Below are 13108 nucleotides of genomic sequence, written 5' to 3'. Positions count from 1 at the left end.
CGAACCTGAAACCAGCCCGAGCTCCGTCAGTCGGCCGCCTTGGGGCCGCTGAGCAGCTGCAGGGCCGTGGGGAACAGCTCCGGAGGGCAGTGCTCGGGAGCCAGGAGGGTGAGCAGGCGCATGCCGATGTCCAGCGACTTCAGGATCGCGTCGGCCTGTTCGTACGGCAGCTCGGCCAGCGCGCTGCCCGGAGGCGCCAGAGGATGGCGGTCCGAGCTGCCGCCGGGCGGGAACAGCACGGCGACGAGTTGTTCGCGCACCGCCGGATGCCGGGTGGCGTGGATCATGAGCTCCACGGTCATCTGGGCGAATTTCTCCTGCGCCTCGCTGCGCACCACCTCCACCCAGTACTGACCGTATTCCGCCACCAGCTCGTCCGGCTCCCGGCCTGAGTGGAGCAGGCGCTCCGACTGGGCCCGCGCCTCCTGGCCAAGGCGATGGCGCATGACCGCGAGCAACAGGTCTTCCTTTCCGGCGAAGTTCGAGTAGACGGCGCCCTTGGTGAGGCCGGCTTCGGCGGCGACGTCGTCGATGGAGCCGCCCTGGATGCCGCGCTCCGCGAACACCTTCTCCGCGGCCTCCAGCAGGTTGAGGCGATTACGCTCCCGCTGCTCCTGCCGGGTGAGCCGTTCTCCCACCGCACGTGCTCCGATCCTCGAGGTTGACATCCCCAAGGGTATATGAATACTGATCGGTATCCAGATACCGACCAGTATTTGAAGGAGTGTGGCGATGAGTACTCGCCGTACGTTCTTAAAGGCCACCGCTGTAGCGGGAGGGAGCGCGCTCTGGAGCGGCCCGGCCGCCGCAGCCGCCGTGCCGGCACGAAAGGCCCTGGAAAAGGCCGACGAACTGTTCGCATCAGGCGACTTCGCCGCCGCGGACGCCCTCTACCGGCGGGTCCTCACCAGCGATCCCGATCACGTGCACGCGCTGGCTCAGCACGCCTACGTCGCGCTGCTGGCCAACCGGCTGCCCGCGGCCAAACGCCTGCTGAGGCGGGTGCTGCGGCTTGACCCTGGGCACTCGCGCGCGCTGAGCAACCTCGCCGACGCGCTGTGGCGTGGGGACGAGTTCGCGGAGCTGGCCGCGCTGCTTCCCTCGGTGAAAGAGGACGGCCCCACGGCGACGGCCGGGCAGTTGAGGAGCTTCGCCGGGCGCACGCCGTACGAGATCTCCGGTCCCGCGACGGTGCGGGTGCCGTTCGCGGCAACCGATCCGCTCCCGCTGATCGAGGCGTCGCTGAACGGCGCTCCACCCGCGCTGTTCTTCCTCGACACCGGCGCCCTGTTCGCGCTCAACCAGGACTACGCCGACGCGCTCCGCATCCCCATGTACGGCTACACCACCGGCCGCACCGTCTACGGCGAGCACAAGGCGTACCAGGGACGCGTGGACCGCCTGGCCCTCGGCGACCTGAGTGTCGGCAATGTGCCGGTCCACACGATCCCGGACGCGATCCGGATCACCGCGCCTGACGGCAGGGTCACCCAGGGTGCGATCGGCACGAGCGTCCTGGCGCGCTTCCTGTCCACCATCGACTACCCAGGTCAGGCGCTCGTCCTGCGCAGGGACAAGAGCGCGCACGTGCGGGCGAGGCACAGCGCGCCCCTGTGGTTCCTGGGCGACCACTACCTGCTGTCCCACGGCGCCGTGAACGACCTGGACCGCATGGTGTTCTTCGTCGACACCGGGGGCGGCGACATCGGTTTCACCGCCCCCCGCTCCACCTTCGCCGCCGCCGGGATCGAGATCCCCCCGGGCGACGGACTCCATCCCGTGAGCGTCGGGAGGGTGACGCTGGGAACCGCTGTCCGTCGCCAGATCCCCGGCCTCGTCGGCGCGTTCCCCGAGTGGTTCGAGAGCGGCTTCGGCTTCCGCATCGGCGGGCTGCCCACGCACGAGTTCTTCAAGCCGTACGCGCTCACGTTCGACTTCGCGCGCATGCGGATCCTCCTCGATCCGACCGCCTGACGATGTCGTCAGCCGCCCACCTGGAACGGCCTCTGACCGCGTCCTCATCCCGCTCGGCGGCCCGGCGCTCCAGCCGGCCCGCTCAGCGCACCAGCCCCGGCACCACGTTCCGCCCGCCCTTGCGCAAGGCGAACAGCTCCCTGCTCTTGCCCGTCCGCACATCCACCGCATAAACGAGCGACGGGGGCCCGTCCGGGCCGTGCCGCTCGGGGGTGGCCAGCACGCTCACCTCCGTGGCGTTCAGCCAGCTCCCGAGCCGCGAAAGATGGAGCCCTTCCGGGAGTCCGGATATGGGGGTACGGGTCTCCCGGCCGGCCTGTATGGCATCGAAGGTGACGATTGTGCCGTCCTCCTGCACCATCGGCTCTCGATCCGGGTCGAAGGTCTGTCCCAGCCGAGCGAGCGTCCGGCCGTCGGGCGCGACAGCGCTGTAGTAGTACGTGAAGTCCTGGATGGTGATCGGGTCGTGGCCGAGCACCCACACCTGGCTGGTGTTCTCGTACGGCTTTGCCAGGACGACGGATCCGGAGCCGTCCGACACGCTCACCGGCCACCATCCCCGCTTGAGGTCGGTCACCGTCCCGCGCTCCACGTCCACCAGCTTGTTCGGCTGGCGCCGGCCGCCCCATCCCGACACGATGAACCGCAGACCGTTGGGCGACAGGCGGAGCGCGTACTCGACCGCGAAGTCCTCCGCGGGCTGCTTCAGCGGCGATTTCCAGGTCTTGCCGCTCTCCAGGTCGCGCACCACGATCGTGCGGCGCTGCGAGCTGTAGTACGCGATCCTGCGGCCGTCTGCCGTGACCTCCAGCGGCCCCGTCACATCCCTGCCCAGCTCGTACGTGTCGCCCTCACGCGTCGCGATCCGCCAGACACGGCACGCATCCTTGGCCGCGCTCCGGCACTCCGGCCGGTACGCCTGCTCCACCGGTCCGACACCCTTCGCCGGCAGCGGGAGCGCCTTCGTCTCCGGCGGGGTGAGCACGATCGGGGGCGCGGGCCGTATCTGCTGCAGCAGCACAGCCCCACCAGCCGCGATCAGGCAGGTCACGGCGGCGGCGACCACGGCCAGCCGGGTCGCGCGCCTTCTGCGCGCACCCCGTACCGCCTGGGCCGCGAGATCGACGACGGGCGCCTCATCGGCCAGCGCATGCAGATCATCACGCAGTGTGTTCATCGGTACACCTCCTCGGGAGTGAGCGCGCGCAGCTTGGACAGCGCGTAGTGGGTCTGGCTCTTGACGGTGCCGATCGAGACACCCATGAGCTGCGCGGTCTCGTGCTCTGAGCGGTCCTCGTAGAAACGCAGCACGATCACCGCCCGCTGCTTCGGCGTGAGCTGCGCCAGCGCGTGGCGAAGAGCGAGACGGCGCACGGTCGCCTCGTCGTGTGGCTGCCCGGGCTCGGCCAGCTCCGACAGTTCGGCCTCGGGCAGCTCGATCTTCTTCCGCCTGCGCCACGAGAGCGCCTGGTTCACCAGGGCCTTGCGCGCGTACGCCTCAGGGTTGCCGCTCTTGGCGAACTTCGCCCAGTGAGAGGCGACGCGGGTGAGGACCGTCTGCAACAGGTCCTCGGCGAGATGGGGGTTCCCCGTGAGCAGGTACGCCGTCCGCATCAGCGACTGCTGCCGGGCACGCACGAACTCATGGAACCCCTCGTAACGGTCCATGTATCGAAATAACTCCGCAGAATGGCTCTGGGTTGGAATGCCCGGCGCAATCCGTATCCAAGGGGAGGTCAGGCCGGGCGGTGGCGTACGTGAAGGAGCGGCAGACGCCCGCCGCCGGAACGCCGGCCTACCGTACAGCCAGCAGGCCAGCATCGCGAAGCTGGTCGCGACGGACGTGGCGATGAAGGCTGTCTTGCGCTTGGGGCGCAGGGCGAGGCTGGAGGTCAGCCGCGTTCAGGTGTCTTCCAGGCCTCCACTGACCGCTGCGGTCAGCCCGCGGTGCAGCGGGGTGAGCGGAGCGTAGCCGAGTTCGCGGGTAGCCACGCGGATGCCCTCGGACGGGCACACCCAATGAGCGCAGCCCATCTCCCGGGCCTTGTCGGAGTTGAGTGCCGGCATCTGGCCGCGAACCCGGCCGATGAGCTGGGCCAGCCGGGCAGCTGTGTGGACCACGCTCATGGGCATCGGCAGGATGGCGGGAGAACGGCAGCCCATCACCTGGGCCAGGACGGAGCAGATGTCCGGCCAGTCGTAGGTGAGCCCGTCGCAGATCGGGTAGACGCCTGCGTCGGGGTTGTCGCTGGACAACGGAGTGCCTCGTTCGGTGGCGGCCAGCAGAGCGGTGCACAGGTCATCGACGTAGAGCAGACAGTAGCGGCGCGGTCCGAGTCCCGCCTTGAGCACCAGCCCGCGTCTGATCATGGGCACCAGAACAGGCAGCAGCGCGGGCTCGCCGGGGCCGTAGACAATGCCCGGTCGCACGACGACGGCCTGAAGCCGGTCGGCGTACTCGCGCACTGCTTGTTCACCGGCCAGCTTGCTGGCGCCGTAGTGGGAGACCGGCCCACCGGGGTGCCCGTCCGGTGATTCGCCCGAAGGGCCTGCGGCGGCCAGGGATGAGCAGACCACCAGGCGGGGCGGGCGTGCCAGAGCGGCCAGCTCACGCGCCAGCCGGGCGGTGCCGTGGCGATTCACCGTCCAGTAGTCGGCAGCGGTACGTGCCTTGACCAGGGCGGCGAGATGGATCACCCGGTCGGCGTCGGCGACGGCTTCGCCAAGACCGGCTCCGGTGCTCAGATCACCGTCGATCACCTTGACGCCGATCTTGCGTAGGGCTTGGGCGCGCGCCGAGGGGCGGGCCAGCGCGGTGACGGAATGCCCGCGGGCAAGGATCATCCGGGTCAGCCGGTGGCCGACGAAACCGGTCGCGCCGGTGAGGAGGTAGCGGGTCATAGGGAACGCTGGTAGATCCGGTAGGTCTTGGTGTGGGTGGCGCCGACGGCTGTGATGGTGCGGAGGATGGCGTGGTTGTCTTCCAGACACCAGCTGAGTTCGATCCCGCGGTAGCTTCTGGTGACGCCTGCTTCATGCAGGCGGCGCATCAACACCGCTTCGATTCCCCGGCCGCGGAACTCCGCGACGACGCCGAGCAGTACACAACGGGCGCGGTCGATCCGGCGTGCGGCACGGGCCAGCCGAGCCGCTCCGATCGGCAGTCCGAAGCGGGTCAGCCGACCGTGCGCGACCGGCAGAGCCTGGTTGAGATCCGGCAGGGCGAGGATGACGCCGACGGGCTCGTCGCCCACCTCGGCCAGATGCACGAGCGAAGGATCAGCGATCTTTCGGAGCCGGCGGGCCAGCGCGGTGAACTCCTTGTCGGTCATCGGGGTGAAGCCCCAGTTCTCCTGCCATGCGTGGTCGTAGATGTGTTTGATACGGGCCGTCTCGGCGTTGAAGTCGCGCAGGTCGAGGGAGCGGACCCGGAGCCGGTGACGCCACTGGACGCTGTCGGCGATCCGGACGATCCGGTCGTCGTAGGGGCGGCCATCGCGTTCGAAGGCCAGCAGATCCTTCGCCTTGGTCAGCCCGCCGGCCTCCAGCAGGGCCGGGTAGTGAGGCGGGTTGTAGGGCATGAGCACGCAAGGCGGCGCGTCGAAGCCATCCACCAGCAGGCCGCATTCGTCGTTGGTGGTGAAGTTGACCGGGCCCATCATGGTGTTCAGGCCGCGCCGGCGCAGCCAGGCGGCGGCCGCCTCGAACAGGTCTTGGGCCACGGCCGGGTCGTCGACGCACTCGAACTGGCCGAAGAAGCCGTCGCGGGCACGGTGGAAGTCATTGTGGCGAGGGTTGTCCACGGCGGCGATCCGGCCCACCACGCGCCCGTCGTCGCTGCGGGCCATGAACAGTTCGGCCTCGCCGTAGGCGAAGAAGGGATTGCGCCCGCGGTCGAGCAGGCGGCGGCACTCGCTGCGCAGCGGCGGCACGAAGTGCGGGTCGTCGCGATGGAGGTGGTAGGGCAGTTCGACGAACTGCGTCAACTCCCGGCGTGAGCGCACGGGCTGGGTCGCCTGTGCGGGAGCATGAGGGTGGGACCGCATTGGAGGCACCGTTCTTCGCGTAAAGGCTCATGTGCCGGATGGGGTGAAGACGAGGCTGGCGTTGTGGCCGCCGAAGGCGAAGGAGTTGGACAGGACCGCACCCGGCGCGAGCGCCCGAGGGGCACGTACGACGTCGATGTCGCAGCCCGGATCGAGCGTGTCGAGGTTGGCGGTGGGATGCGCCGCACCGTGGAACACGGTGAGCGCGCTGACGACGGCCTCGATTGCTCCGGCCGCGCCGAGGGCGTGTCCGATGACGCTCTTGGTCGAGGTGACCGGAACCTGCCCGGGTCCGAACACCCGTGAGATCGCCTGCGCCTCGGCGAGGTCGTTGAGAGGCGTGCCGGTGCCGTGGGCGTTGACATGTACCACGTGGCCTGGTGAAAGCCGCGCGTCGGTCAGCGCCTGGCGCATGCATCGTTCCGCCCCGCCGCCGTCGGGTACCGGCATGGTCAGGTGGTAGGCGTCGGAGGTACGGCCGTAACCGGCCAGTTCGGCGTAGACGCGGGCGCCGCGCCGCCGGGCGGCCTCGAGCCGCTCGAGCACCACGAAGGCAGCTCCTTCGGCCATGACGAATCCGTCGCGGTCGATGTCGAAGGGACGCGAGGCCCGTTCGGGATCCGTGACGCGCCTGGACAAGGCGCCGCATCGGTGAAAGGCCAACAACACCGAGGGTGATACACATGCCTCCGCGCCGCCAGCCACGACCACGTCGGCCGAACCGTCCCGGATCAGGCGCAGGCCCTCGCCGATCGCGTGGCCGCCGGACGCGCACGCGCTGGAGACCGTGAGACTGGGTCCCAAGACCTGATGTCGCATGCTGATCCATGCCGCGGCCGCGTTGTGCATGCTCTTCGGCACGGTCAGCGGTGTGGGATTCCCAAACTCGCCGTGTCCCAGCATCGCCTGCTCGTACGTCTCGTTGCCGGCTTGCCCGGTTCCGGTCATCACCGCGCGGCGTTCGGGTGGTGCGTGGAGCTCGCCTGCATCGGTGACGGCATCAGCGGCAGCACACACGGCCAGCAGGGTCGTGCGGTCCATGCGGTGCGCTTGCCTGACCGTCACATGCTCCTCCCACTTGGGGTCGCCCACTTGGCAGGCGAAATTCACCGGCAGGCCGTCGGCGGCGAAGGATGTGATGATGCGCGCGGTGGAGCGACCCGCGGCCAGGGTTTCCCACAGGTCCTTGGCATGGTGGCCGGCGGGCGTGCGTACCCCGAGACCGGTGACAGCGACGCGAGTGTTGGAGGCCATCAGCCGGGCTGCGCCGAACGGCCGCGGTCGACGGTGGCCCGGACGAGTGTCACCGCGTCGGCCAGCGTCTGCATGCGCAAGGCGAGATCGAAGTCGAAGGGGTGTCCGAACCGCACCTCGGCGGCCGTCACCAACTCGGCCAGATCGAGGCTGTCGGCCTCCAGGTCGCGGCGCAGATCCGTGGCCGGGCTCAGGGCCGCGGGGTCGGCGTCCAGAAGGCTGACGCAGAGGGAGCGCAGTTCCTCGAAGATCTCCTCGTCGCTCACGCGGAGGCGTCCTTTCCATGCTGAGATCGGCGTGGACACAGGCATCACAGGCCCCTTGAAGGGCGTTGTGCGATCTCCTGCGGAGCACCAAGTATGACGAGCCAGTGACTCTCCGTGACGATCAATGGGTAAAGGTTTGGTCAAGGCACGTCCTTCCTCGGCGTTCGTTGCTCCAAACTTGCCCCCGCACCGCAAGCGATCACCCTTGGTGATCGTCGCTGGGTGGCGTTCGTCTGTGGACGCCGACGTGCCGCAATGAGAAGAGAGCAGAGCCTGTGCTGGATGCCTTCAGTAAATGCCGTCCCCGCCCCGACCAACAGTCCATCGTCGAGTCGGGGACCTACCCCTACTACCGTCCCATCACCGAGCGGCTGGAGAACGGGGAGGTCGTGATCGGCGGCCGTGCCGTGCTGATGGCCGGGTCCAACGACTATCTGGCTCTGTCGAACGATCCGCGTCTCAAGTCCGCCGCCGTTGACGCGCTCGGCCGGCACGGAGTCGGCAACTCCGGCTCACGCCTGCTCAACGGCTCGCTGGCGCTGCACGAGGAGCTGGAGGCCGAGCTCGCCGATTTCCTCGAGATGGAAGCGGCCCTGGTGGTCTCCACCGGCTACCAGGCGAATCTCGCCCTAGGCGCGCTGTTCGCCCACAACGACGTGGTGTACGTGGACCGGTACATCCATGCCTCGCTCGTCGACGCCGCCCAGCTGGGACAGGCAAGCGTGGCGCGCTACCAGCACAACGACATCGGCCACTTGGAGCGGCTGCTGGAGACGGCCGGCCCCGACAAAGGGCGGCTCATTCTCAGCGAGGGCATGTTCTCCACCGACGGCGATCTGTGCGACCTGCCCGGGATCGTACGGCTGGCTCGCGCCCACGGTGCCCGTCTCATCCTGGACGGTGCCCACGATGTCGGCCTGCTCGGTGCCGGGGGCAGGGGTGCCGCTGAACACTTCGGCCAACTGGCGGCGGTGGATGTGCAGACGCTGACGTTCTCGAAATGTTTCGGCACCCTGGGCGGCGCTGTCGCGGGTTCCCGGCGCGTCATCGACTACCTGCGTCATCACGCGCGGCCTGCGGTGTTCTCCGCGTCCCTGCCGTCAGGCTGCGTCGCCGCTGCGCGAGCCGCGCTCCACATCATCCGCACCGAGCCCGAACGCCGCCTGCGCGTCATGGCCGCCGCCGAAAGGCTGCGCGCCGATCTGGCGGCACTCGGCTTCGCCACCGCCCCGGGCATCACTCCGGCCATAGCGATACAGGTGGGAGACACCTTGCTGTGTGCGCGCCTGTGGAAGGAGCTGCTGAACGAAGGCGTCTACACCAACGCCATGGTTCCGCCAGGTGTCCCCAGGGGAAAGGCGCTCATCCGCCTCAGCGTCACCGCCGCGCACACTGACGCCCACCTGGCCCGCATCGTGGACGCGTGTGCTGCCGCCGGTCGCCGTCTCGGCCTCATCCCCGCCGGGCAGGACGGCACCGCGCCGCCGTCCGTTCTCACGGCGTAGATGGTCAACGCGCCCCTGCCCGTGCTGCCCGACCCCGCGGCGTCGGCCTCGTGGCAGGCCTGCCGGAAGGCGCCGTTGACCTGGCTGTTCCTCGGCTATCTCGCCGTTGCCGGTGCCTTCGTGGCCCTCTTCGCCGAGCAGGTGGACACGGCTGCGGCACTGCTGGCGGGCTTCGGTGGCTGTGCCATGCTCATGCTGACCTGCGCGGTGCTGGCCGATCGGTTTCCGCGGCACCGATGGACGGCCGGCCTGTGGATCTTCTGCCCGCTGGCGTTGCAGCCCTACCTGTACACCTCCGCCGAGCGATACGCCACGGCCCTGCGCGGCCGTTACGTCGATGCGGACGTCATCGCATGGGAGACGTGGGCGTTGGGCGGGGTGCCGAACCTTGCGCTGGATCGGTACGTCACGCCGGTGCTGACCGAAGTGATGATGGCCAGTTACTTCTCCTACTACCTGCTCGTGTCGGTTCCGGCGTTGTGGCTGGTGGCCCGAGGGCGGATCCGTCACGCGGCAAGGCTCATGTTCGCCCAGGTGCTGGCGCATGTGCTGTGCTACCCCGGCTACCTGCTCGTGCCGCTGCGAGGGCCGGTACACGCACTCGCCGACGATTTCGGCACGCCCCATTTGTCCGGCTATCTCGTCACCCGGATGCAGACCTCCATCATGGAGCTGGATCCGCGGGGAACGTGCTTTCCATCCTCCCACGTCGCCATGTCCTGGGCCGCGCTGCTCACCATGCGCCGGCTGGTGTCCAAACGCGTCTTCCGCCTGTGCCTGGTCCTCGTCTGCAGCCTGACGTCGTCCGTCGTCTACTGCCGCTACCACTACCTCAGTGACGTATGTGCCGGCCTTGCCGTCGCGGTCGTCGCCGCATTCCTCACGCGCCGCGTCGAGAAGGAGTACCCGCATGTCACACGCCGCGGCGCCGAGGCGGTCCAAATGGTCCGTGCTCTGGCTGACCGCTGCCGCATTCGTCCTGGCGCTGCTGGTCGGCCACGACATTCAGGACCGGCTCGTCCTCGGTAACACCGGTCCGATCGGGAGCGCTTCGGCACAGGCCGACGACCTGCTGCAGAACACGCTCGGCCAAGGCAGTCCGCACCTCGTACTGATCGCTCGCGCCGCCGGTTCCGTGGACGACCCCGGCAACGTCGCCGCGGGCATGCGGCTCGCCGCCACGTTGGCGAATGACCATGCGGCGACGCGGATCACCTCGTACTGGGAGACGCGTTCACCGGCGATGCGCAGCCGGGACGGCCGCAGCGCCCTCATCACGGCCCGGCTGAACGGCGATCACGCCCATCGGATCACCGCAGCCCGCAGACTCGTCGCCGGCCTCGTCGGCCGCCAGGGGCCCCTGTCCGTCACGGCAACCGGTGAAGCCCCGATCAGAGCCGAGACCCAGGAACGCAGCGAGCGCGACCTGCGCACAGCCGAACTCATCGCCGCCCCACTGACCCTCGTCATTCTGCTGCTGGTGTTCGGCAGCGCCGTCGCCGCGCTGCTGCCCGTACTCGTCGGCGCCCTCTCCGTCGTCGGCGCGATGGCCGTGCTGCGGCTGCTCACCGAGGTCACCGAGATCGCGGTGTTCGCCCTGAGCATCGCCACCGCGCTCGGGTTCGCGCTCGCCGTCGACTTCAGCCTGTTCGTCATCACCCGCTTCCGGGAAGAACTCGCGCGCGGCCGGGAACCGTCCGCGGCCATCGCCGTCACCATGAGGACCACCGGACGCGCCATGGCGTACTCCGCAGCCACCGTGACCCTGTCGCTGGCCGCGCTGCTGCTGTTCCCCTTCACCATCCTCCGCTCCATCGCCTACGGCGGCATCGCCATCACCGTCCTTGCGGCCATCACCAGCCTCCTCGTGCTGCCGGCCGCCCTGGCGCTGCTCGGCGAACGCGTCAACAGCCTGCCGATACCCGGCCCCTGGCGAGCCGGCCGCCCGGCTGGCCGGTGGTGGTTCAACGCCGCCGTCGCCGTCATGCGCCGCCCGATCAGCGTCGCGGTGCCTGTCACCCTGCTGCTGATCACGCTCGGCGTTCCCTTCGCAGGCGTCCGCTTCGCCACCCTGGACGACCGGGTGCTACCACCACAGGCGCCCGCGGCCCAGGCCGGCCAGCAGTTGCGCCGGGATTTCGCCACAGGTGGCGGCATCGCCCCGACCACCATCGTGCTGCCCGAGCTGCCCGGCAATCGCGCCAACGTCCCGATCCTGAGTGACTACGCCCAGCGGACATCAGCGGTGAGCGGGGTCGTGCGCGTGGACACGGCCACCGGCTCCTACACCCGGGGCTCGGCCATCCGAGCCTCGTCTCGGGCGGCACCCGCCATTCCTGATGGGGCGGCCGTCTCCCATCTGGTGGTCACCACCGCCTATGAGCCCTACTCCCTGGAGAACAGCGAACTGGTCGATCGGCTGCGCCGGGTCCGCGCTCCCGGACCTGTCCTGATCGGCGGGCCCGGCGGGAATCTGGCCGACACCCGCCAGAGCATCGGCCGCGTCCTGCCCCTGGCGCTGGCCCTGGTCGCGTTTACCACCCTGGTCCTGGTCACCGCGCTCACCGGCAGCGTCGTGCTGGCGGCCAAGGCGCTGCTGATGAACGCGCTCAGCCTGACCGCCACGTTCGGCGTTCTGGTCTACGTCTTCCAGGACGGCCACCTGCGCTGGTTGGTCGGTGACTTCACCACCACAGGAAGCATCGACATCCTGATGCCCAGCATGATCCTCTGCGTCGCCTTCGGCCTGTCCATGGACTACGAGATCTTCCTGCTGGCCCGCATCACCGAGGAACACCAGCGCACCGGCGACACCGTCACCGCAGTGGCCCGGGGCCTACAGCACACCGGGCGCCTGTTCACCTCTGCCGCCGTCATCTTCGCCATCGTCATGGCCGCACTGACCACCTCCAGCCTCACCCCGCTCAAAATGATCGGCGTCGGCCTGGCCCTGGCCGTGCTGCTGGACGCCACCGTGATCCGTGCTCTGCTCGTGCCCGCCGTCATGCGCCTGGCCGGACGCGCCAACTGGTGGTCACCCACCGTCCACCGCACATGGCGGTCCGCCGCAGAACGCCCGCCGCCCCGCCGGCGACGTCCTGACCAGCCCCGCAACCGCACAAGGCCCGACGACCGTGCCTGACGACACCCGTGCCCGGCACTCCCCCGTGGCCCGCCCCGAAGACATGGCCGAACCCCCGATCTCGTTCCGCCTTGACCGTCACATCACCGAAAGACCGCGCATGTTCAATCTCGCCGCCCCGCGGGCTCTCGCCTGGCGCCTGCCCACCATTCTCCTCGGCATCTCCGGCCTGCGCCTGGAGCGCGGCACCCGCTACCGGCCGGTGCGCCTGCTGCTGTTCGGCACGATGACCGCCCTGTGCTACCTCATGACCCCGCTGCTGATGCCACCGGCCATCGCCACCGGCTACGCGGCGGTGGTGTGGCTGCTGTATTACGGAGGGCTGAGCCTGACGCTGAGCGGACACGGCCGCACCGCCCTCATCAAGCGCTTCGGCGAAGACCGCGCCTACGCCCTCTACGAGGTCGCCCTGGGTCTGCTCTTCATGAACCAGGGTTTCGCCCAGGCCGTCGTCATCCACGCCTACGGCGGCAACATCCCCGACGCCATCCCGACCTGGGTCACCTGCACCGCGGGCGCAGCCCTCATGATCACGGGAACGTTCTACAAGCTGTGGGCCGCGAGCACGACCGGTCTGGACACCTACTACTGCCGCGACATGTTCCTCGGCCGCCCTCTCAACGACGCGAGCGAACTGGTCGTCTCCGGCCCCTACCGGCACGTACGCAACCCCATGTACAGCGTCGGCAACCTGCCCGCCTATGGATGGGCCCTGTGGTCACGGTCCCTGGAGGGGCTCGCCTTCGCGGCGCTTTTCCAGGCCGGCATCTACCTCTTCTACCACCTGTGCGAGCGCCCCTTCATCCAACGCACCTACCTGCGCCTGTCCTGAAGTGCTTTCGAGAGTCCGGACGCGGCGCCCCGCTCTTCCCTCACGAATCCTGACGCGGGCCACCACCCTCGCTGCGACGGGCGCGCCCA

General features: G+C 69.1%; 12 protein-coding genes. 5 read left to right on the top strand and 7 right to left on the bottom strand.

Annotated features, from left to right (window positions below):
* Window positions 1-26: 26 nt before the first annotated feature.
* On the bottom strand, window positions 27-668 hold the full coding sequence (locus ACIBVN_RS02195; protein ID WP_397131721.1) for a TetR/AcrR family transcriptional regulator: 642 nt from the start codon (window positions 666-668) through the stop codon (window positions 27-29).
* 64 nt (window positions 669-732) lie between these two features.
* Between ACIBVN_RS02195 and ACIBVN_RS02190 the strand changes: the two genes are divergently transcribed.
* A complete protein-coding gene (locus tag ACIBVN_RS02190) occupies window positions 733-1974 on the top strand; it encodes an aspartyl protease family protein (protein ID WP_397131719.1) in 1242 nt (413 codons plus the stop codon).
* A gap of 82 nt (window positions 1975-2056) precedes the next feature.
* Here the strand turns inward: ACIBVN_RS02190 and ACIBVN_RS02185 are convergent, their stop codons facing one another.
* The 6 genes from ACIBVN_RS02185 to ACIBVN_RS02160 all read right to left on the bottom strand — a co-directional run bounded on the left by ACIBVN_RS02185 (window position 2057) and on the right by ACIBVN_RS02160 (window position 7540).
* Window positions 2057-3151, bottom strand: coding sequence for a hypothetical protein (locus tag ACIBVN_RS02185; protein WP_397131717.1), 1095 nt, complete (start codon window positions 3149-3151; stop codon window positions 2057-2059).
* Entirely contained in the window at window positions 3148-3642 is a 495-nt protein-coding gene (locus ACIBVN_RS02180; protein WP_397131715.1) for a SigE family RNA polymerase sigma factor, read from the bottom strand. The genes ACIBVN_RS02185 and ACIBVN_RS02180 overlap by 4 nt, the downstream gene beginning before the upstream one ends.
* Before the next feature lie 234 nt (window positions 3643-3876).
* A complete protein-coding gene (locus ACIBVN_RS02175; protein ID WP_397131713.1) occupies window positions 3877-4875 on the bottom strand; it encodes an NAD-dependent epimerase/dehydratase family protein in 999 nt (332 codons plus the stop codon).
* Window positions 4872-5906, bottom strand: a complete 1035-nt coding sequence (locus ACIBVN_RS02170) for a hypothetical protein (RefSeq protein WP_397131711.1) — start codon at window positions 5904-5906, stop codon at window positions 4872-4874. The genes ACIBVN_RS02175 and ACIBVN_RS02170 overlap by 4 nt, the downstream gene beginning before the upstream one ends.
* A 141-nt stretch (window positions 5907-6047) precedes the next feature.
* Window positions 6048-7274, bottom strand: a complete 1227-nt coding sequence (locus tag ACIBVN_RS02165; RefSeq protein ID WP_397131709.1) for a beta-ketoacyl-[acyl-carrier-protein] synthase family protein — start codon at window positions 7272-7274, stop codon at window positions 6048-6050.
* Window positions 7274-7540 (bottom strand): acyl carrier protein, encoded by a 267-nt coding sequence (locus ACIBVN_RS02160; protein ID WP_397131707.1) that lies wholly within the window; start codon window positions 7538-7540, stop codon window positions 7274-7276. The genes ACIBVN_RS02165 and ACIBVN_RS02160 overlap by 1 nt, the downstream gene beginning before the upstream one ends.
* A 275-nt stretch (window positions 7541-7815) precedes the next feature.
* Between ACIBVN_RS02160 and ACIBVN_RS02155 the strand changes: the two genes are divergently transcribed.
* Genes ACIBVN_RS02155 through ACIBVN_RS02140 form a run of 4 tightly spaced genes read left to right on the top strand, consistent with a single transcriptional unit; the run spans window position 7816 to window position 13019 of the window.
* On the top strand, window positions 7816-9045 hold the full coding sequence (locus ACIBVN_RS02155) for an aminotransferase class I/II-fold pyridoxal phosphate-dependent enzyme (protein ID WP_397131705.1): 1230 nt from the start codon (window positions 7816-7818) through the stop codon (window positions 9043-9045).
* Window positions 9046-10074, top strand: coding sequence for a phosphatase PAP2 family protein (locus ACIBVN_RS02150; RefSeq protein ID WP_397131703.1), 1029 nt, complete (start codon window positions 9046-9048; stop codon window positions 10072-10074).
* Window positions 9956-12187: an MMPL family transporter gene (locus ACIBVN_RS02145; protein WP_397131701.1), complete on the top strand. Its 2232-nt coding sequence runs from the start codon at window positions 9956-9958 to the stop codon at window positions 12185-12187. The genes ACIBVN_RS02150 and ACIBVN_RS02145 overlap by 119 nt, the downstream gene beginning before the upstream one ends.
* On the top strand, window positions 12180-13019 hold the full coding sequence (locus tag ACIBVN_RS02140; protein WP_397131699.1) for a PEMT/PEM2 family methyltransferase: 840 nt from the start codon (window positions 12180-12182) through the stop codon (window positions 13017-13019). The genes ACIBVN_RS02145 and ACIBVN_RS02140 overlap by 8 nt, the downstream gene beginning before the upstream one ends.
* Window positions 13020-13108: the final 89 nt, after the last annotated feature.

Source organism: Nonomuraea sp. NPDC049400, assembly GCF_044466425.1.
GTDB lineage: Bacteria > Actinomycetota > Actinomycetes > Streptosporangiales > Streptosporangiaceae > Nonomuraea.
The sequence above is the reverse complement of the archived record's forward strand: the minus strand, read 5'-3'. Positions and strand labels throughout refer to the sequence as shown.

Bases quoted from the DNA above. Each gene is read 5' to 3' on its own strand.
- ACIBVN_RS02150 (WP_397131703.1), top strand. From the start codon at position 9,046: ATGGTCAACGCGCCCCTGCCCGTGCTGCCCGACCCCGCGGCGTCGGCC.
- ACIBVN_RS02195 (WP_397131721.1), bottom strand. From the start codon at position 668: ATGTCAACCTCGAGGATCGGAGCACGTGCGGTGGGAGAACGGCTCACC.
- ACIBVN_RS02180 (WP_397131715.1), bottom strand. From the start codon at position 3,642: ATGGACCGTTACGAGGGGTTCCATGAGTTCGTGCGTGCCCGGCAGCAG.
- ACIBVN_RS02175 (WP_397131713.1), bottom strand. From the start codon at position 4,875: ATGACCCGCTACCTCCTCACCGGCGCGACCGGTTTCGTCGGCCACCGG.
- ACIBVN_RS02185 (WP_397131717.1), bottom strand. From the start codon at position 3,151: ATGAACACACTGCGTGATGATCTGCATGCGCTGGCCGATGAGGCGCCC.
- ACIBVN_RS02165 (WP_397131709.1), bottom strand. From the start codon at position 7,274: ATGGCCTCCAACACTCGCGTCGCTGTCACCGGTCTCGGGGTACGCACG.
- ACIBVN_RS02145 (WP_397131701.1), top strand. From the start codon at position 9,956: ATGTCACACGCCGCGGCGCCGAGGCGGTCCAAATGGTCCGTGCTCTGG.
- ACIBVN_RS02190 (WP_397131719.1), top strand. From the start codon at position 733: ATGAGTACTCGCCGTACGTTCTTAAAGGCCACCGCTGTAGCGGGAGGG.